This window comes from Cellulomonas uda (assembly GCF_006538705.1).
GTDB lineage: Bacteria > Actinomycetota > Actinomycetes > Actinomycetales > Cellulomonadaceae > Cellulomonas > Cellulomonas uda.
Genome location: NZ_BJLP01000035.1, coordinates 13,410 through 33,395, shown reverse-complemented (window position 1 = coordinate 33,395; position 19,986 = coordinate 13,410). Strand labels below are relative to the sequence as shown.

Annotated in this window: 12 protein-coding genes; 8 read left to right on the top strand and 4 right to left on the bottom strand. The window is 73.2% G+C overall.

All coding sequences use genetic code 11. From position 1 onward, the window contains the following. Window positions 1-5: 5 nt before the first annotated feature. Window positions 6-3,038: a Na+/H+ antiporter subunit A gene (locus CUD01_RS10910; protein WP_141321051.1), complete on the bottom strand. Its 3,033-nt coding sequence runs from the start codon at window positions 3,036-3,038 to the stop codon at window positions 6-8. 189 nt (window positions 3,039-3,227) lie between these two features. On the opposite strand from CUD01_RS10910, the gene CUD01_RS10905 reads away from it, so the two are divergent. Continuing rightward, a complete protein-coding gene (locus CUD01_RS10905) occupies window positions 3,228-5,417 on the top strand; it encodes a (Fe-S)-binding protein (protein ID WP_141321036.1) in 2,190 nt (729 codons plus the stop codon). 260 nt (window positions 5,418-5,677) lie between these two features. On the opposite strand, the gene CUD01_RS10900 is transcribed toward CUD01_RS10905, so the two are convergent. Both CUD01_RS10900 and dcd read right to left on the bottom strand, forming a co-directional pair. Next, window positions 5,678-6,814 carry a hypothetical protein gene (locus CUD01_RS10900; protein WP_141321034.1) on the bottom strand — a complete coding sequence of 379 codons (1,137 nt, stop codon included), beginning with the start codon at window positions 6,812-6,814 and terminating at the stop codon, window positions 5,678-5,680. Window positions 6,815-6,818: 4 nt separating this feature from the next. Continuing rightward, window positions 6,819-7,394 (bottom strand): dCTP deaminase, encoded by a 576-nt coding sequence (dcd, locus tag CUD01_RS10895; RefSeq protein WP_141321032.1) that lies wholly within the window; start codon window positions 7,392-7,394, stop codon window positions 6,819-6,821. Window positions 7,395-7,625: 231 nt separating this feature from the next. On the opposite strand from dcd, the gene CUD01_RS10890 reads away from it, so the two are divergent. From CUD01_RS10890 to CUD01_RS10880, 3 genes are all read left to right on the top strand, one after another. Continuing rightward, window positions 7,626-10,094, top strand: coding sequence for a glycoside hydrolase family 94 protein (locus CUD01_RS10890; protein WP_094181332.1), 2,469 nt, complete (start codon window positions 7,626-7,628; stop codon window positions 10,092-10,094). 100 nt (window positions 10,095-10,194) lie between these two features. Then, window positions 10,195-11,037: an SCO4651 family lipoprotein gene (locus tag CUD01_RS10885; RefSeq protein WP_141321030.1), complete on the top strand. Its 843-nt coding sequence runs from the start codon at window positions 10,195-10,197 to the stop codon at window positions 11,035-11,037. A 199-nt stretch (window positions 11,038-11,236) separates the two neighbouring features. Then, window positions 11,237-12,091 (top strand): SCO4651 family lipoprotein, encoded by an 855-nt coding sequence (locus CUD01_RS10880; protein ID WP_141321028.1) that lies wholly within the window; start codon window positions 11,237-11,239, stop codon window positions 12,089-12,091. A gap of 18 nt (window positions 12,092-12,109) precedes the next feature. Here CUD01_RS10880 and CUD01_RS10875 read toward each other — a convergent pair whose 3' ends face one another. Next, window positions 12,110-12,712, bottom strand: coding sequence for a GNAT family N-acetyltransferase (locus tag CUD01_RS10875; protein ID WP_141321026.1), 603 nt, complete (start codon window positions 12,710-12,712; stop codon window positions 12,110-12,112). Between the two features lie 273 nt (window positions 12,713-12,985). On the opposite strand from CUD01_RS10875, the gene CUD01_RS10870 reads away from it, so the two are divergent. From CUD01_RS10870 to CUD01_RS10855, 4 genes are all read left to right on the top strand, one after another. After that, a complete protein-coding gene (locus CUD01_RS10870; protein WP_141321024.1) occupies window positions 12,986-14,719 on the top strand; it encodes an AMP-binding protein in 1,734 nt (577 codons plus the stop codon). A gap of 64 nt (window positions 14,720-14,783) precedes the next feature. Continuing rightward, window positions 14,784-16,475: a carboxypeptidase-like regulatory domain-containing protein gene (locus CUD01_RS10865; RefSeq protein ID WP_094181336.1), complete on the top strand. Its 1,692-nt coding sequence runs from the start codon at window positions 14,784-14,786 to the stop codon at window positions 16,473-16,475. 87 nt (window positions 16,476-16,562) lie between these two features. Beyond that, window positions 16,563-18,236 carry an MSCRAMM family protein gene (locus CUD01_RS10860; RefSeq protein WP_094181337.1) on the top strand — a complete coding sequence of 558 codons (1,674 nt, stop codon included), beginning with the start codon at window positions 16,563-16,565 and terminating at the stop codon, window positions 18,234-18,236. A 66-nt stretch (window positions 18,237-18,302) separates the two neighbouring features. Continuing rightward, window positions 18,303-19,967, top strand: coding sequence for an MSCRAMM family protein (locus CUD01_RS10855; RefSeq protein ID WP_141321021.1), 1,665 nt, complete (start codon window positions 18,303-18,305; stop codon window positions 19,965-19,967). Window positions 19,968-19,986 lie beyond the last annotated feature (19 nt).

Sequence of the window (19,986 nt, the reverse complement as noted above, 5' to 3'; positions counted from 1 at the left end):
GTCGATCACCGGCGCTCACCCGCCTCGCTGAGCAGGTCCGTGCCCTCGGCGAACGCGGGGTCCTCGCCGGTCTCGGCCCGGCGGTCCAGCTCCGCGCCGAGCGAGCGCAGGATGTCCAGGACGAGCCCGACGACGACGAGGTACACGCCGATGTCGAAGAACAGGCTGGTCACCAGGTGCACGTGCCCGATCACCGGCACGTGGAAGTCGATGATCCAGGACCGCAGCACGGACCCGCCGACGACGAGCCCGACCAGCCCCACGCCCGCGGACAGGAACAGCCCCGTGCCGAGCAGCAGACCCGGCTGCACGGGCGCGGCCTCGCCGAGCTCGTACCGCCCGCCGGCGAGGTAGCGCACGATCAGCGCGATGCCCGTCACGAGGCCTGCGGCGAACCCGCCACCCGGCGCGTTGTGCCCGCTGAACAGCAGGAACACCGAGTAGACGACCATCGTGTGGAACAGCAGCCGCACGACGACCTCGAAGATCACCGACCGGCGCTGGGGCGCGAGCGTCGCGACCGCGCTCAGCCACACCCGGTTGGTCGCGGGCGCGTCGACCCGCGCCTGGTCGGTGCCGCGGCGCAGCGCGGCCATCGGGTCGGTGCCCGCCCACACCTTGTGCTCGTTGATCGCCTCCTTGGCGCGGAAGATCTGCCCCGTGCGGCGCGAGAGGAACACGAGCGACGCGACGCCCGTCGCGGCCACCAGCAGCACCGAGATCTCGCCCATGGTGTCCCACGCGCGGATGTCCACCAGCGTGACGTTGACGATGTTCTTGCCGCCGCCCCAGCTGACGGCCTCGTCGGCGAAGTGCTCGGTCACGGGCGCGTGCACGCGGGCCCACGGTGCGACGAGCGCGACACCCGCGACGGTCAGCCCGACCGCGAGGCCCAGCGCGAGCCGCAGCCAGCGCGACGCGGCGAGGGGCCGGTCGGAGAAGTACGGCGGGATGCGGCGCAGCACGAGCACGAACACGACGAGCGTGACGGTCTCGGTGAGCACCTGCGTGAGCGCGAGGTCCGGCGCACCCTGCAGCAGGAACAGGCCGGCGACGGCGTAGCCGCCGATGCCGAGCAGGATCACGGCCTTGAGCCGGCGGCGTGCCCGCGCGACGAGCACCGCGGACACGACGGCGGCCGCCGCGAACAGGACCTGCCCGGGGTGGTCCCACGCACGCACGGCCTGCGGCCACCGGCCGCCCGCGAGCAGGCTCGCGCCCACGCCGACGACGAACACGACCAGCACGATGCCCAGGTAGAGCGGCAGCGACCCGCGCTGCGTGGTCGCGGTGACGTCGGCCGCCACGTCGTCGAGGCGGCGCATCGAGCGCCGGTAGAGGTGGTCCGCGTCCGGGCCGCGGTAGGTGAGGCGGCTCTGCAGCACCTCGACGCGCTCGCGCACCGCGAACAGCGCGGCGCCCGAGCCGAGGATCACGAGCGTGAGGACGAACGTGGGTGTGAACCCGGCCCACAGCGCGAGGTGCCCCGGCTCGCCCGCGGGCAGCGTCGCCGCGTACGGCTGGAGCAGGTGCTCACCGAGGTGCGGCAGGAGCGCTGCGACGAGGCCGAGCAGCGCCAGGACCATCGCGGGCCACACGAGCAGCAGCGACGGGTGGGAGACGGCGGCGGGCTCGGCGTCCGGCTGGGTCGCGACGCGGCTCGTCGCGCCCGGGCCACGCGCGCCGTCGGCCTGCGTCGCGGCGGCCGCCGCCGCGAGCGCGGACTCGGGGATCACGGCCCGCTTCGTCGCGAACGCGCCCCACCACAGCCGCAGCCCGTAGGCGACGGTCAGCGCCGAGCCGACCGCGACGCTCACGAGCACGACCAGCCCGACCGTGTGGTCCTCGAGGTGCTCGATCGCCTCGAGGCCGGCCTCCTTGGCGACGTACCCCGCGAACGGCGGCAGCCCGATCATGCTCGCGGTGCCGAGCGCGCCCGCGAGCGCCGTGAGCTTGAGCTCGCGCCCCACCCCGGACAGCCGCCGCAGGTCACGCGTGCCGGTCGCGGCGTCGACCACGCCGACGACGAGGAACAGCGTCGCCTTGAACATCGCGTGCGCGCCGAGCATCGCCAGGCCCGCGAGCGCGGTCGCCTGCGTGCCGAGCCCGACGAGCAGCGTGATGAGGCCGAGCTGCGAGACGGTGCCGAACGCCAGGACGAGCTTGAGGTCGTGCTGGCGCAGCGCGCGGTAGCCGCCCAGCAGGAGCGTGCCGCAGCCGAGCACGACGATCGTCCAGCGCCACAGCGTGTGGTGGGAGTACGCGGGCGCGAACCGTGCGACCAGGTACACCCCGGCCTTCACCATGGCCGCGGCGTGCAGGTACGCCGAGACGGGGGTGGGTGCGGCCATCGCGGCGGGCAGCCAGAAGTGGAACGGGATCAGCGCGGACTTCGTCGCGGCACCCGCGAGCAGGCACGCGATCGCCGCGGTGGCGACCGTGCCGCCCGGCGGGTCCGCGATCACCTCGCTCAGCCGGTACGTCCCCGCGGTCTCGCCCAGCAGGACCACGCCGACGAGCATCGCGAGCCCGCCCGCGGTGGTGATGACGATCGCCTGCATCGCGGCGCGACGGCTCGCCTTGCGGTCGCTGTAGTGCCCGATCAGCAGGTAGGAGGTGACCGTGGTCAGCTCCCAGAAGATGAACAGCAGGATCATGTCGTCGGACGTGACGAGCCCGAGCATCGCGCCGGCGAACGCGAGGAACATGCCGCCGAACCGGCCGAGCCCCTGCGCGGACGCCGAGAAGTACGCCGCGCAGTAGACGAGCACGAGCGCACCGACTCCGCCGACGACGAGCGTCATGAGCCAGGACAGCGTGTCGAGGCGGAACGTCAGCTCGAGCCCGAGCTGGCCGACCCACTCGACGCTCTCCACGGGCCCTTTGCCGGCCCGCACCTGCGACGTCCAGCTGAGCGTCCACACCGCGGCGGACGCCGGGGCGAGCGCGAGGGCCCAGAACGCCTTGCGACCCCACAGCCGGACGAGCGTGGGCGCGGCGAGGGCTGCTGCGAGGTGGACGACGAGCAGCAGCAGCACGCGGGCGAGCTCCGTCCTGTCGGGGCGCATCACCGTCGTCCGGATCGTTCCGGACGACGCCGTGCGTGGGCAGGGGATCGGTCAAGACTCTACCAACGCCTCGCCCCCGAGCGGCTGCCGGACGGCCGCGCAGCCGTGTGACATGGACCCTCCCCGCGCGCCCCCGGGGCGGTCGGTAGGTTGTGCGGCGTGAACGGGGTGCAGTGGGTGGGGGTCGTGGTCGTCGTGGTGGCGACCGTCGCCGGCGTGTGGTCGTTCGCGCGCGGGGTCACGACGATCGTGCGCACGGTCGGCGTGGGGCGGCCCGCACCGGGGCGCCTGGCGCCCGTCGGCACCCGCCTGGCGACCCTGGCGCGCGAGGTGCTCGGGCACGGGCGCTTCCAGCACCGGCCCGTGGTGCGCGCGGCGCACTGGGTGGTCATGGTCTCGTTCCCCGTCCTGTTCGTGACGGTCGCGACCGCGTACGTGCAGGTCGTCGACCCGTCCGGCGCGCTCCCGCTCGTCGGCCACCTGTGGCCGCTCGAGTGGGCGGTCGAGGCGCTCGCGTGGACGTCGCTCGTCGGGATCGTCGCGCTGCTCGTCCTGCGCCTGCGGATCCGGCCGCGCACCGCGCAGCCGCTCGCCCAGCAGCGTCGCTCGCGGTTCTTCGGCTCGACGCAGTGGCAGGCGTTCTACGTCGAGGCCACGATCGCCGCGGTCGTCGTCGCCGTGATCGCGTTGCGCGGCCTGGAGTACGCGCTGCAGGCGGCGGCCGGCGAGGGCACGGCGAGCGCGCTGCACTTCCCGCTCACCGCGTGGCTCGGGCAGCTGTGGCAGGGCGCGTCGACGAGCGCGCTGGAGACCGCGGTCGTCGTGCTCGCGACCGTGAAGATCCTGGTCTCGATGGCGTGGCTCGTGGTCATCGGCCTGCAGCCGACCATGGGCGTCGCGTGGCACCGGTTCCTCGCGCTCGTCAACGTGTACGCGCGCCGCGAGCCCGACGGCACGCCCGCGCTCGGCCCGCTGCAGCCGCTCACGCTGGCCGACGGCACGCGCGTCGACCTGGCCGCGCTCGAGGACCTGCCCGACGACGCCCGGCTCGGCGTCGGCGCGATCGAGGACTTCACCTGGAAGGGCCTGCTCGACTTCGCCACGTGCACCGAGTGCGGCCGCTGCCAGGACCAGTGCCCCGCGTGGGCCACGGGCAAGCCGCTGTCCCCCAAGCTCGTCACGCTCGCGCTGCGCGATCACGCCGCCGCGACCGCCCCGTACCTGCGCGCACCGGACGGCACGCGGACCCCCGACGACGAGCACGCGGGCCTCGACCTGATCGGCACGGGCGTGATCGACCCCGACGCGCTGTGGGCGTGCACCTCGTGCGGCGCGTGCGTCCAGCAGTGCCCGGTGGACATCGAGCACGTCGACGCGATCGTCGACATGCGCCGCTACCAGGTGCTCATGGAGTCCGCGTTCCCCAAGGAGCTCGGCGGGACGTTCACCAAGCTCGAGCGCCAGGGCAACCCGTGGGGACTGCCCGCCCGCGCACGCCTCGACTGGGCCAAGGGACTCGACTTCTCGGTGCCCGTCGTCGGGGCGGACGTCGAGTCCGCCGCGGACGTCGACTACCTGTTCTGGGTCGGGTGTGCGGGTGCGTACGAGGACCGCGCCAAGCGCACGACGAGGGCCGTGGTCGAGCTCCTGCACGCCGCGGGGGTGTCGTTCGCGGTGCTCGGCGACGGCGAGACCTGCACGGGCGACCCCGCCCGGCGCGCGGGCAACGAGCTGCTCTACCAGATGCTCGCCGCGCAGAACGTCGAGGTGCTCAACGAGGTCGGCGCGCAGCGCATCGTCGTGACCTGCGCGCACTGCTTCAACACCATCAGCCGCGAGTACCCGCAGCTCGGCGGCCGGTACGAGGTCGTCCACCACACCGTGCTGCTGGACCGGCTCGTCTCCGACGGCCGCCTCACGCTGCTGCCCGCCGACGACGAGCGCACCGTCACCTACCACGACCCCTGCTTCCTGGGCCGGCACAACCAGGTCTACTCCCCGCCGCGCGAGCTGCTCGGGGCGATCCCCGGCGTCACCGTGGCGGAGATGCCACGCTCCGGTGCGGACTCGTTCTGCTGCGGCGCGGGCGGCGCGCGCGTGTGGATGGAGGAGTCCATCGGCACGCGCATCTCGACCACCCGCGCGACCGAGGCGCTCGGCACCGGCGCGGACATCATCGCCACCGCGTGCCCCTACTGCACGGTCATGCTCACCGACGGCGTCGCCGCCGCCCGCGCCTCCGACGCGGGCTCGTCGTCGGGCGCGCAGTCCGGCACCCAGGTGGGCGTCCCGGAGGTCGCCGACATCGCCGTCCTCCTCCGCGACCGCCTCGCCGCCCCCACCACCTGACCCCCCGCTCAGCCGCCCCCGCCCCGGCCACGACCACCCCACGACCCCGCCCTCGCTCCGGGTAACCGCCCCCGGAGCCGGAGCAACCACGGCCTCGCCGACTCCCCTCCCGCGATCCTGCGGTTGCTCCGGGTATGGCTACCGAGAGCCGGATCAACCGCGGGCTGGCCGGACTGCCCCTCCCGCGACCCTGCGATTGCTCCGGGTGTGGGCCGCGGGAGCCGGAGGAAGGGCGGGGTCGGTGGGGGTGTGTGCCGGCGTCAGAGGTCGTCGGGGGCGATGAGGAAGTCGTCCTCGTCGGCGATCTCGCCGCCGACCGCCGCGTGCAGCGCGCGGGCGATCGCCTGGACCACCGGGGCGCTACGCGTGCGGGCGACGCGGTGCTCGAACGACGGCTTCTCGAGCTCGAGCTCCTCGACGAGCATCGGCTCCCAGCGCACGCGGTACGCCACCACGCCCTGCTCGGTCCACGGCAGCCCCTGGAGCAGCGGCGGCAGCGCGGTCTCCTCGGACGCCTCGACGGCGACCATCCCGTCCACGCCGAGCTCGACGAGCACGCCGTACGACTCGGCGGCGGGCGGCGCGGCCAGCATGAGCTCGTCGAACGCGGCGGCCTCCTGCGCGAGGCGCCGACGCTCGTCGGGGTCCAGGACCCCGTGCTCGAGGAGCGCGTCGCGCAGCCCGGACCCGCCCGGCTCGGGCATGCCGGCCAGGGTGTGCCGCTCGGCGCGTCCGGCTCCCGCCATGGGACCGGACCACTCGCTCGTCGGGACCGACAGCCGCGCCCGCGGCGCGGCGCGCTGCACCACGGCGAGCGCCTCGTCGGGCTCGACCCACCGGTCGGAGAACACGGTGAGGTCGATCGCGGACTCCATGTCGGGCTGCAGCACCACACCGTTCTGACCGGTGCGCACGGCGCCGCCGAGCCGCCGCGCGGCGGCGACGAGCCACAGCAGGACGCGCTCCTCCTCGCGGTTCGGGTAACCGTCCGGGAATGCGCGCTTGAGCCCGTGCCGGTCGCCACCGGGTGCGGGCCGGACGCCCCGGTCGCGGGGGCACGCGACGTCGAACGCGGTGACGGTCGTGACGGGCAGGCCGAGCGCGACCGCGTCGGCCTGCGTGACGGCGTACGGGCCGGTGAGCGTGGAGTGCCGGTTGAGCCGCAGGACGCGCGCCTGCGGCCGGGCGGCGCCGATGCGGATGCCGAGCGCGGCGGTCAGGGGCCGGGCGCGCTGGCCGGTCGGGTCCGCGTCGGGCTCCTCCCAGCGCGCGTTGAGGAACCGGCTGGCGGCCAGCACCTCGACCTCGTCGGGCTCGACGCCCTCGGGCAGCGCGAGCAGGTGGCGTCCGCGCAGGCCCTCGTCGGACAGGGGAAGACGCGGCAGGTCGCGCGTCATCGCGTCACACCTCCGTGCGGTGGAAGCTCTGCCACGAGCGGGACGCCGTCGGGCCGCGCTGGCCCTGGTAGCGCGAGCCGTAGCGCTGCGACCCGTAGGGGTGCTGCGCGGCGGACGACAGGCGGAAGAAGCACAGCTGGCCGATCTTCATGCCGGGGTACAGGACGATCGGCAGGGTCGCGACGTTCGACAGCTCGAGCGTCACGTGCCCGCTGAAGCCCGGGTCGACGAACCCCGCGGTCGAGTGCGTGAGCAGGCCCAGACGGCCGAGGGAGGACTTGCCCTCGAGCCGCGCCGCGATGTCGTCGGGCAGCGTGACCCGCTCGAACGTCGACCCGAGGACGAACTCGCCCGGGTGCAGCACGAACGTCTCGTCGGACGGCACCTCGACGAGGCGCGTGAGGTCCGGCTGCTCGGCCGCGGGGTCGATGTACGGGTACTTGTGGTTGTCGAACAACCGGAAGAACCGGTCGAGGCGCACGTCGATGCTCGACGGCTGGATCATCGCGGGGTCGTAGGGTTCGAGGGCCACCCGGCCCGCGTCGAGCTCGGCGGTGATGTCGCGGTCGGAGAGCAGCACGCGCCCACGGTAGTGCCCCGCACGGGGGTGTGGTTCCAGCGCGGTTCACGCCCCGCTATAGTCCTGTCTCGTGAGACGCATGGGAGCGCTCTCGCACCTGGTTCGGCCCTGATTCACCCCGCTCCACCCCCTGACCACCAGGGTCGTCGGCGGCACCGGAGGCACGGCAGCACCGGTCCGCGCGGCCCGCACGCAGCCAGCACTGCGACGAGCACGGCGAGAGGCACCTCCATGCGTTACGGGCACTTCGACGACGAGGCACGCGAGTACGTCATCACGACGCCGCACACCCCGTACCCGTGGATCAACTACCTGGGATCCGAGCAGTTCTTCTCGCTGCTCTCGCACCAGGCCGGCGGGTACTCGTTCTACCGCGACGCCAAGATGCGGCGCCTGACGCGGTACCGCTACAACAACATCCCCGCGGACGCGGGCGGCCGCTACCTGTACGTCAACGACGGTGGCGACGTGTGGACCCCGTCGTGGCTGCCGGTCAAGGCGGACCTCGACCACTTCGAGGCACGTCACGGCCTGGGCTACTCGACGATCACGGGTGAGCGCGGCGGCGTGCGCGTCGAGACGCTGTTCTTCGTGCCGGTCGGCGAGAACGCCGAGGTGCAGAAGGTCACCGTCACCAACACGTCCGACTCCTACAAGTCGCTCACGCTGTTCTCGTTCGTCGAGTTCTGCCTGTGGAACGCGCAGGACGACCAGACGAACTACCAGCGCAACCTGTCGATCGGCGAGGTCGAGGTCGAGCAGGAGAGCCCGCACGGCTCCGCGATCTACCACCGCACCGAGTACCGCGAGCGCCGCGACCACTACGCGGTGTTCGCGGTGAACACGCAGGCCGAGGGCTTCGACACCGACCGTGACACGTTCGTCGGCGCCTACAACTCGCTCGGCGAGGCCGCGGTGCCGCTCAAGGGCGAGTCCGCGAACTCGGTCGCGTCCGGCTGGTACCCGATCGGCTCGCACTCCGTCGCGGTGTCCCTCGCCCCCGGCGAGTCGCGCGAGCTCGTCTACGTCCTCGGCTACGTCGAGAACCCCGACGAGGAGAAGTGGGCCGACGACGCCAAGCAGGTCGTCAACAAGGAGCGCGCGCACGCTCTGCTGTCCCGGTTCGCGACCTCGGAGCAGACGGACGCGGCGTTCGCGGCGCTCAAGGACTACTGGACCGACCTGCTGTCGACGTACTCGGTCAGCTCGAACGACGAGAAGCTCGACCGGATGGTCAACATCTGGAACCAGTACCAGTGCATGGTCACGTTCAACATGTCGCGCTCGGCGTCGTTCTTCGAGACCGGGATCGGCCGCGGCATGGGCTTCCGCGACTCCAACCAGGACCTGCTGGGCTTCGTCCACCTGATCCCGGAGCGGGCGCGCGAGCGCATCATCGACATCGCCTCGACGCAGTTCGCGGACGGCTCGGCGTACCACCAGTACCAGCCGCTGACGAAGCGCGGGAACAACGACATCGGCTCGGGCTTCAACGACGACCCGCTGTGGCTGATCGCGGGCACCGCGGCGTACATCAAGGAGACCGGCGACTTCTCGATCCTCGACGAGCCGGTGCCGTTCGACAACGAGCCCGGCTCCGAGGTCCCGCTGTTCGAGCACCTGACGCGCTCGTTCGAGTTCACGGTCACGCACCGCGGCCCGCACGGCCTGCCGCTGATCGGCCGCGCCGACTGGAACGACTGCCTCAACCTCAACTGCTTCTCCACGACGCCCGGTGAGTCGTTCCAGACCACCGAGAACCAGGCGGGCGGGGTCGCGGAGTCCACGTTCATCGCCGCGCAGTTCGTCCTGTACGGCGAGCAGTACGCCGAGCTCGCGGCGCGCCGCGGCCTGGCCGACGTCGCCGACCGGGCGCGCGGCCACGTCGCCGAGATGCGCGACGCGCTGCTCACCGACGGCTGGGACGGCTCCTGGTTCCTGCGCGCGTACGACTACTACGGCAACCCGATCGGGACCGACGCGCACGACGAGGGCAAGATCTGGATCGAGCCGCAGGGCTTCGCCGTCATGGCGGGCGTCGGCGTCGGCGAGGGCCCGCAGGACACGGACGCCCCCGCGATCAAGGCGCTCGACTCGGTCAACGAGATGCTCGCGACCGACCACGGCATGGTGCTCCAGTACCCCGCGTACACCACGTACCAGGTGCACATGGGCGAGGTCTCCACGTACCCGCCGGGGTACAAGGAGAACGGCGGCATCTTCTGCCACAACAACCCGTGGGTGATCATCGCCGAGACGGTCGTGGGCCGCGGTGCGCGCGCGTTCGACTACTACAAGCGCATCACGCCCGCCTACCGCGAGGACATCTCCGACGTCCACCGCCTCGAGCCGTACGTGTACGCGCAGATGATCGCGGGCAAGGAGGCGGTCCGCCACGGCGAGGCCAAGAACTCCTGGCTCACGGGCACCGCTGCGTGGAACTTCGTCACGGTCTCGCAGTACCTGCTGGGTGTGCGGCCGGAGTACGACGGGCTCGTCGTCGACCCGCAGATCGGCCCGGACGTGCCGTCGTTCACCGTCACGCGCGTCGCGCGCGGGGCGACGTACGAGATCACGGTGACGAACTCGGGCACCGACGGCTCGCGCGGCCGGCTGGTCGTGGACGGCACGCCGGTCGAGGGCAACCTCGTGCCGTACGCCCCCGCCGGGTCGACGGTCCGCGTCGACGTGACCCTCTAGCCGCCACCGCACCATCGGCTCGTCGTGGACAACCGGCACTTCCGGTTCGTCCCGCGTGCCACCATGGCGTGCCACAACACGGATCCACGGGAGAACACACATGCGCGCCATCACACGGATCGTCGGCACGGGGGCTGCGGCGGTCCTCGCGCTCTCGCTCGCCGCCTGCGGCTCGGACTCGGGCCCGTCGGAGCAGGAGACGAAGGCCCCCGCGGGGACCTCCGCCACGCCCGCGCCGGAGAAGGACGACGACGGCGGTGAGGAGATCACCGCCGAGACGCTGTACTCCGCCCTGGCCAGCCAGGTCGGCAAGGACACGTCCTACCGGATGACCTCGACCACGCCCGGCGCGGCGGGGACGTTCGAGGGTGTCGTCGTCGTCAAGGGCGGCAAGACCAGCATGTCGATCGTCAGCGAGGCCGCCGGTGCCAAGACGCGCATCGTCCTCACCGACGGCGCGTACTACATGGACCTCGGCGAGATGAGCGACAACAAGTTCATCAAGATCGACCTGTCCGACGAGACGAACCCGTTCGGCGCGATGCTCGGCCCGATCGAGGACATGGGCGACCTGTCGAAGAGCTTCGCGGGCTTCAAGGACTCCGTGGAGTCCATCAAGAAGGTCGGCGAGGAGGACCTCGAGGGGGTCTCGACGACGCACTACGTCGTGACGGTCGACCCGTCCGCAGCGGTCGCCGCCATGGGCGACGGGACGGTCCCGACGGACGCGGCCTCGGCGCTCGAGGACGTCGCGTACGACCTGTGGCTCGACGACGAGAACCGCCCCGCCAAGATGGTCATCGACATCGCGGGCGAGGAGATGACCACCACGTACACCGACTGGAACGACTCGAGCCTCACGGTCGTCGCGCCGAGCGGTGACGAGCTCTCGCCGCTGACGTGGGAGGAGCTCATGTCGGGCGCGGGCGGCCTCGGCGGCTGACCCACCGGCACGGACGCCACGAGGGCCGGGACGCAGCGCGCGTCCCGGCCCTCGTGCTGTCCTGCGAGCGCGGCGCCGCTCGCCGTGCACCCGGGTGGGTGAACCTGGTCGATCGGGACTCCCGTACCTGGGTCGGGCCGTCACGGGGTGCCACCATCAGCACGCACACATCACTTCTTCGCCCAGGGGGGTCCCGCGCATGCGCGCCGTCACTCGCACCTTCGCCGCCGCGACGAGCGTGGCGCTCGCGCTCACCCTCGCCGCGTGCGGCTCGTCGTCGGACGACGACGCCCGCTCGAAGCCCGCCGGCACGCCCGAGGCGACCGCGGCGCAGACCCCGGCCGCGCCGGACGCCGCCGCGGGCGAGCCCGCGTCCTACTCCACCGAGGAGTTCGCGAAGGCGGTCAACGCGGCGAGCCTCGACGTGACGTCCTACCGCATGACCATGGAGAGCTCCGGCAGCGGCGTCGAGATGACCTACGAGTACGAGATGGTCCTCGACGGCGACACCATCGCGATGAACATGGACTTCGTGTCGCAGGGGGTCGCGACGCGGTCGCGGTGGGTCGACGGCATGTTCTACATGAACCTCGGTGAGATGTCGCAGGACAAGTTCGTGACCATCGACCCCGCCGACGCCGAGAACCCCCTGGCGGCTGCCGTGCCGGACCTGGACGCACTGTCCCAGCTGGGCCGCAACGCCGAGCTGCAGGAGGGCTCGCTGCTGTCGAGCGAGGACCTCGGCGTCGAGGAGGTCGAAGGCGTGCCCGCCCGGCACTACCGGGTGACGGTCGACACCCGCAAGTACCTCGAGGCGCTCGGCTCGGCGTTCGACCCCACGCTCGCCGAGGCGCTCGAGTCGATCCCGCCGAGCATGGAGGGCGACTACTGGGTCAACGCCGACGACCGGCTCGTGCGCACCGTCTCGGAGTTCATGGGCATCACGTCGACGACCACGATGCGCGACTGGAACGACCCGAGCATCGTCGTGACCACGCCCGGCGCGGACGAGCTCGTCGACTGGCACGAGCTCGAGGACGCCTTCGGCGCGTGAGGCGCAGACACGCGCGGCTCAGAACCGCAGCGTGAGGGTGCGGCCCCAGGCGTGCCGCGCGTACGTCTCGAACCCGAGACGGTCGTAGAACGCGATGCCGCCGGTGTTGCGCTCGCTGACGCCCAGGTGCAGGCCGTGCACGCCGCGGCTGCGCAGCGCGTCGGCGAGCGTCGCGACGAGCTGCCGGCCCCAGCCCTGTCCCTGCAGCCGCGGTGCGAGGTCGATGTGCAGGTGCGCGGGGAACTCGTCGTAGTACGGCTCGGGTGCGGTGGGCCAGTCGTGGATGCGGTCGACGAGGACGTGGTCCTGCGTGCCGTCGCCCGGGTCCGGGACGCGGGGGTACTGCGCGCGCAGCGTCGGCCACCAGTGCGCGTCGAGCCAGCGCAGGAACTCGCGGGAGTCGGCGGTCGCGACGACGTACCCGCCGACGCCGTGCTCGTCGGCCAGGACGAACGTCAGGCCCGGGTCGGCGACCGGGTAGGGACCGGCGTAGACGTGACCGAGCAGGTCGGGGTTGCGGTACAGCGCGCTCGCGTCGCCGCCGGCGTCCCCGGTGAGCAGGCACAGCCGGTAGAGCCCTGCGAGGTCGACCGGGTGGAACGGACGGATCGTCGGCGCCATGCCCCGATCCCACCACGTCCCGCCGCGACGCACGCCCCCGTCCACCCCCTGACCCCGCCCGCGCTCCGGCTGCACGGCCCGCTTCCCGGAGCAACCACGGGCTCGCGGGCGTGGGCGGTGCCGAGCCCGCGCTCGCTCCGGCTCTGCGGCGCGGTTCCCGGAGCAACCACGGGCTCACGGAGGGTGGGGCGGGGGCGGCCGCGCGGACGGCAGGGGCACGGGGAGCGGAGGTTACGGGGTAGTAACTTACGGTGGCGTAGGTTACGCTGAGGCATGACCTGGAACGGCCCGGCGACCGACCGCGCGCCCGACGACGCGGCCCGCCGACCCGCGGCCCCCGCCGCGACCTCACCCGTCACCCTCCCCCCGCTGCCCGACGAGCCGCTCACCGCGGGCCTCGCGCGCGCCGCCGCCGACCACGGCGACCGCATCGCCGTCGACTTCCTCGGCGCGACGACGACGTACCGCGCCCTGGCCGACGAGGTCGCCCGCGCCGCCGGTGCGCTCGTCGCGCTCGGCGTACGCGCCGGGGACCGCGTCGCGATCGCGCTGCCCAACTGCCCGCAGCACCTCGTCGCGTTCTACGCGGTGCTGCGCGTCGGCGGCGTCGTCGTCGAGCACAACCCCACCTACTCCGCCGACGAGCTCGCGCACCAGCTCGCGGACTCCGGCGCGACCGTCGCGCTGACCTGGACCAAGGCCGTGCCCGCGGTGCTCGATGCCCGTGAGCGGACCGCGGCCCTGGCCGACCTGCGGGTCGTCGCCGTGGACCTCGCGCACGACCTGCGCGCGCGCGACCGGCTCGCGCTGCGGTTGCCCGTCGCCAAGGCCCGCCGCACGGCCGCCGCGATGCGTGGGCCCGTGCCCGACGAGGTCCCGCTGTGGCACCGGCTCGTGCGCGCCGCGGACCCGCTGCCCGCGTCGCACCCCGAGCCCACCTCGTCGGACATCGCCCTGCTGCAGTACACGGGCGGGACCACCGGGACCCCCAAGGCCGCGGTGCTCACGCACGCCAACCTCGTCGCGAACGCCGAGCAGGGGCACGCGTGGACGCGGCACGAGCGCGGGCGCGAGGTCGTCTACGGCGTGCTCCCGTTCTTCCACGCGTTCGGCCTGACGCTGTGCCTGTCGTACTCCACGCGGATCGCCGCGACGCTCGTCGTGCTCCCGTCGTTCGACCCCGCGCTCGTCCTCGCGGCGCAGCGCCGCCGGCCCGGCACCTTCCTGCCCGCGGTCCCGCCGATGCTCGACCGCCTCGTCACCGCGGCGCAGGCCGCAGGCGTCTCGCTGCACTCGTTCACGCACGCGATCTCCGGCGCGATGGCGCTGCCCGCCGCGACCGCGCAGCGCTGGGAGGAGGCGACCGGCGGGCTCGTCGTCGAGGGGTACGGCATGACGGAGACGTCGCCCGTCGCGCTCGGCAACCCGTTCGACGCGACGCGCCGGCCCGGCGCGCTCGGGCTGCCGTTCCCCGGCACCGAGGTGCGCGTCGTGTCCCAGGAGGACCCGACCGTCGACGTCGCACCGGGTGAGGCGGGTGAGCTGCTCGTCCGCGGACCGCAGGTCTTCGCGGGCTACTGGAACCGGCCCGACGAGACCGCGGGGCAGCTCCTGGCGGACGGCTGGCTGCGGACCGGCGACGTGGTGCGCGTCGACGACGACGGGTTCGTCCTGCTCGTCGACCGCATCAAGGAGATGATCGTGACCGGCGGGTTCAAGGTGTACCCGTCGCAGGTCGAGGACCACCTGCGCACCATGCCGGGCGTCGCGGACGTCGCCGTGGTCGGCGTGCCGGGCGGTGACCTGGGCGAGTCCGTCGTCGCGGCCGTCGTGCTGCGCGAGGGGCACGAGGTCGACCTCGCGGCGGTGCGCGAGTGGTGCGGGCGGCGCCTCGCGCGCTACGCCGTGCCGCGGCGGATCGTCGTGCTGCCCGACCTGCCGCGCTCGCAGGTCGGCAAGGTACTCCGGCGCGTCGTGCGAGACCAGGTGCTCGCGCTGCCCGTGTGACGTTCCTGCGCAGATCGGCCGCAACCGGCCCCCTGGCGGGCGGGACGGGTGCCAGACTGCACGGATGTTCTCGAGGTTCGCCGTCATCGGCACGCTCGCACTCGCCCTCGTCGCCGGCTCGCTGGCCCCCGCCACCGCGGCCACCACGACCGTCACCTACACCGGACGCGTCACCGCCGCGGGCAAGGCCCTGCCCAAGCCCGTGCACGTGCGCTGGTACGAGCCCGCGACGGGGCTCAACGCCTCGACGCTCACGCGGGCCGACGGCACGTACTCGCTCCTCGTGCCGGGGCGCGTGTCGCAGTGGGTGCTGGTGGCCAACCCGTACGAGGCCGAGCGCTCGTACTACGACAACTACCAGGACCTGCGCACGTTCGCGCCGCAGTACGTGGGCGCGGACGGCGCCACCGACCACGCCTGGGAGGGCCTCGAGCTGCGTCCGGCGCCCACGGAAGACGCCACGGTCGACATCGACCTCGTGCCGGCGGGGACCGTCGTCGGGACGGTCACCGGCGGAGGTGAGGGGACGGAAGTTTTCCTGGAGCGCGCCGACGGCGGCCGGACGTTCGTCGACGGCAAGCGGGTGCGCGACGGCTCCTACGTGTTCCGGTTCCTGATCCCGGGCCGGTACCGCATCCTCGTACACCGGGGTGGGACCTGGACCCCGGTGCACACGACGACCGTGACGGTGCTCGGCGGTGACGAGATCCCGGTCCGCACCGACCTGCGCGCCGGCGGGACGGTCACGGGTCGCCTGCTGCGGTCCGGCCGTCCGGTCGCCGGCGTCGAGGTCACCCTGGCGGGCACGTACTTCGCCCGCAGGCTCACGAGCGACGCGCAGGGCCGCTACCGCGCGGACGACGTGCCGCCCGGCACGTACCGCATCAGCGAGTCCGGCGACGAGAACGGGTGGACGTCGGGCTCCGGCCTGCTCAAGGTCACGTCGAACGCGACGACGACCCGCGACCTCACGCTGGTGCGTGAGGGCCGGCTCACGGTCGACGCAGGCGGGCAGGACGTCGCGCTCGCCGACGCCGACGGCACCTGGCGGCGATGGCTCTTCAGCGACCACAGCCTGACGCTGCCGCCCGGTCAGTACCTCGTCTGGACGAAGGCGAAGAGCGGCTGGTCGCGCACCGCCGTGACGATCCGCTCCGGCAAGCTGACGCAGACCGGGAAGCTGCGTGCGGACCACCCGTTCGTGACCGTCCGCGGGAAGATCACGGGCGGCGGCGCGTCCACGACCTCCCGGCCCAAGACGGTCCGCGTCTGCGACCTCATGTGCGACGTCCCGCCGACGGGCTTCACCCCCGCGCCCGTCAGCGTCGCTGCGGACGGGACGTTCGTGGCCACCTCGGTCATCCCGGGGGCGGTCTCGGTCACCGCGAGCCAGAAGGGCTGGCAGCCCGTGACGAAGAAGACCGTCACGGGAGGGTCGTCGACGAGGGTCGACGTGCGCCTGACCACGCAGGGCGGCGCGCTGCGCGTGAAGCTGGTGACGCCGAACGGCGTCCCGTTGACCGGCTGGGTCAGCCTGACGAGCGACACCGTGACCGAGTCCTTCTGGCTCGAGAACGGCTCCATCGACACGTGGGACGGCCGGATCGCGCCCGGGACGTACCGGATCACGTCCGACAGGATCCTGGGCTCGCGCGGCGCGGCCACGCCGTTCTGGCTCGACGTGCCCGGCACGTTCACCGTGCGGCCGGGCGAGAGGTTGGACCTGGGCACCGTGCGGACCGTGCTGCAGCGATAGGAAGCGTGTGACCGTGCTGACGCCCTCCCGTCCACAGACCCGGCCGAACCGCACCGCAGCGGACGCGACGAGTGCAACAATCGGCGGATGCTCTCGAAGTCCGCCGTCGTCGGCGTCGTCACGTTCGCCCTGGTGACGGCTGCGACGGCGCCCGCCGCCGCGGCCGAGGACGACGTGACCTACACCGGCCGCGTGACCGCCGCCGGTGCCGCCCTCACCGGTCAGACGCACGTGGGCTGGTTCGAGCCCGCGAGCGGGGACTACCACTCGGTGGTCACCGCGCCGGACGGCACCTACTCGCTGCCGGTCCCGGTGACCGCGTCCGAGTGGGTGCTCGTCGCGAACGACGAGTACGGCGACCCGCGCACGTACGCGCCGGAGTTCGTCGGCGCCGACGGGCAGAGCGACTACGCGTGGCAGCCGCTCGACCTGCGCCCCGACGCGGCGCAGGACGCGACGGTCGACATCGACCTCGACCTGCGCGGCTCGATCGTCGGGACCGCGGCCGGGTTCACGCCCGGACGCGCGTGGGTCGACCTCAAGCGCGCCGACGGCAAGGGGTACCTGTACGACGCGCAGCGCGACGTCCAGGACGACGGCACGTTCCAGTTCCGCGACCTCGTGCCCGGCCGCTACCGCGTGATCCTGCAGCCGAGCCGCGGTGGTCGCACGGCGACGACGTCCGACGTCGTGACGGTTCGGCCGGGGCAGGAGGCCACGCTGTCGATGGTCGGGTCGAAGGGTGGCACCGTCACCGGGCGCCTGCTCGGGTTCGGCAAGCCCGTCGCCGGCGTGCGCGTCACCATCAGCGGTGACGGCGCCCCGGCCGACACGACGACCGACGCCCAGGGCCGGTACCGGTTCTCGGGCCTGCCGGCCGGCACCTACCGGGTCGCGGAGAGCGGCCAGGACAACGGGTGGCGCTCGGGCAGCGGGCTCGTCAAGGTGACGGTGGGTGCGACGACGACGCGCGACCTCACGCTCGAGCGCGAAGGGGCCCTGGTGGTGCGCGCCCCCGACCAGCTCGTCGTCCTGGCGCGGGCGGACGGCACCCGGGTGCGCGAGCTCGACCGCACGCGCATCACGGCCGCGCCCGGCACGTACTACGTGTACGCGGCGAGCGGCCTGCGCTGGACCCGCACGCTCGTCACGATCCGCGCGGGCAAGGTCACCGACGCCGGCACCATGCGGCCGGACAAGGCGTTCGTCAGCCTGCGTGGCGCGGTCACGGGCGGCGACACGGGCGACGGCGCGAAGAAGCGGACCGTCGCCGTGTGCGACGTCCTGTGCGGCGGCACCGACGGCCGCGCGGCCACCGTCCGCGCCGACGGGACCTACCGGGTGACCGGGCTCGTGCCCGGCATCGCGCACGTGCAGGCCGAGCAGACCGGCTGGCAGCCCGGCCGGGTCACCGCCCGCATCGGCACGGCGTCGACGACGAACCTGCAGCTGAGCCTGACGACCGAGAACGCCCGGGTGCGCGGCGTGCTGCGCTACCGCGGTGCGCCGGTCACGGGCACCGTGACGTTCTCCCGCAACGACGCGCCCGGTCTGATGCGCGAGCTCACGGGCGGCACGCTCGACACGGGCGCCGCACGCCTCGCGCCCGGCACGTACCGCATGACGCTGAACGCCTCCGCGGGCAACGTGCTCGTCGGCGCGCCGTTCTGGTACGACCTGCCGAGCGCGCTGACCACGGTGACCGTGAAGCCCGGCCAGACCCTCGACCTGGGCACCGTCGAGGTCGCGTTCCGCCGGTAGCGGGACCCGCCGCGGTCGACCCCACGATGGTGGCGCGGAGCGTGCTGCCGCTGCCACACTCCTGACATGCTGCGACCCTCCGGCGCCCTGCTCGCCACCACAGCGCTCCTGCTGGGCGGGCTGACCCCCGCCACGGCCGCTGACGACGTCGTCTACAGCGGACGCGTCACCGCGGAGGGCGAGGCCCCGCCGCGTCCGGTGCAGGTCTCCTGGCGGGAGCCCGCCACCGGCCGGACCGGCACCACGACCACCTCGGCCGACGGCACCTACGCGCTCCCGGTGCCCACGGACGCGACGGCCTGGGTGCTCACCGCCAACACCGGCGCCGACGACCCGCGGACGTTCGCGCCCGCGTACGTCGGGGCGGGAGGCCGGACGGACTACGCCTGGCAGGGCGTCCCGCTGCGCCCCGCGGCCACGGCCGACGCGACCGTCGACATCGACCTCGACCGGACCGGGTCGGTCGGCGCCACGGTCGCAGGCGCCGAGAGCACCAGCGCCCACGCGTGGATCCAGCGGCTCGACGGGACGCCGATCCGCGGCCAGCACGCCAAGGGGATCGAGGACGGCAAGGTCCAGTTCCGGTATCTCGTCCCCGGGCGCTACCGCATCCAGGCGTGGCTCAAGAGCGGCGTCGAGATCACGTCGGACGTGGTGACGGTCCGGGCGGGCGAGCGCTCCACGACGAGCCTGCCCGCGACACCTCCGGGGACGGTCACGGGCCGCCTCGTCGGGTCCGACGCGCCCCGACCCGGCGTCGAGGTCACCCTGCAGTCGGCCGACGCCGACGGCCGCTACCTCCGGAGCACCACGAGCGACGCGACCGGTCGCTACCGCTTCACGCGGGTGCCCGTGGGCACCTACCGCCTCGCCGAGAGCGCGGACGACAACGGCTGGTCCTCGGGCTCCGCGCTGCTGAAGGTCACCTCGGGCGCGACGACGACACGCCACCTGACGCTCACGCGCGAGGGGACGATCTACGTTCCCTCGGCGGACGGGACCGTCTACCTGGCCGACGCGAACGCCAAGGGGATCCGCCAGCCCCTCCGGTCCCGGTTCACCGTCCCGCCCGGCCGGTACTACGTGTACTCGATAGGCGACCTCTGGATCCGCAAGCCCGTCACGGTCCGCGCGGGCAAGGTCACCACCACCGGGCACCTGCGCGGGAACAGGACGGCCGTGGCCCTGGCCGGCAACGTGACGGGCGGCGACAAGGGGACCTGGCAGGACCCGCGGCGGGAGGTCGTCGTGTGCGGCGTCGACTGCGTCGACTACACCCATGGTGCTGCCGTCGGGAGGAACGGCGACTTCGTGGCGAGGGGTCTCGTACCCGGAGCGGCGCGCGTCACCGTCAGGCAGAAGGGGTGGGTCTCCACGGAGACCGACACGCAGATCGACGACGGGGGGTCGAGGATCGCGCTGCGCCTGACCGAGAGGCAGGGGAGCGTGCGGGTACGCCTGTACTACCGGGGCGTCCCGTTCGACGGCAACGTCAACCTGATGCAGCACGGCTCGGTCACGTCCTCGTGGGACCACCCCGCCCACGGGCTCTACACCGGGGCTGCGGTCGACCCCGGCACCTACCGCCTCACGCTCTCACCCTCCATCGGGCACACCCGCGACGACGAGGTGCCCTACTGGTACACGCTGCCCGCCGCCTACCGCGTCATCACCGTCGAGCGGGGCAAGAACCTCGACCTCGGTGACGTGGAGCTCGTGCTGAACCGCTGACCGGGCCGGCGCCGCGTCG

Coding starts and splice junctions, on each gene's coding strand:
- CUD01_RS10900 (WP_141321034.1), bottom strand. CDS start 6,814: ATGACGCGCGACCTGCCGCGTCTTCCCCTGTCCGACGAGGGCCTGCGC.
- CUD01_RS10880 (WP_141321028.1), top strand. CDS start 11,237: ATGCGCGCCGTCACTCGCACCTTCGCCGCCGCGACGAGCGTGGCGCTC.
- CUD01_RS10860 (WP_094181337.1), top strand. CDS start 16,563: ATGCTCTCGAAGTCCGCCGTCGTCGGCGTCGTCACGTTCGCCCTGGTG.
- CUD01_RS10885 (WP_141321030.1), top strand. CDS start 10,195: ATGCGCGCCATCACACGGATCGTCGGCACGGGGGCTGCGGCGGTCCTC.
- CUD01_RS10890 (WP_094181332.1), top strand. CDS start 7,626: ATGCGTTACGGGCACTTCGACGACGAGGCACGCGAGTACGTCATCACG.
- CUD01_RS10870 (WP_141321024.1), top strand. CDS start 12,986: ATGACCTGGAACGGCCCGGCGACCGACCGCGCGCCCGACGACGCGGCC.
- CUD01_RS10875 (WP_141321026.1), bottom strand. CDS start 12,712: ATGGCGCCGACGATCCGTCCGTTCCACCCGGTCGACCTCGCAGGGCTC.
- CUD01_RS10855 (WP_141321021.1), top strand. CDS start 18,303: ATGCTGCGACCCTCCGGCGCCCTGCTCGCCACCACAGCGCTCCTGCTG.
- CUD01_RS10865 (WP_094181336.1), top strand. CDS start 14,784: ATGTTCTCGAGGTTCGCCGTCATCGGCACGCTCGCACTCGCCCTCGTC.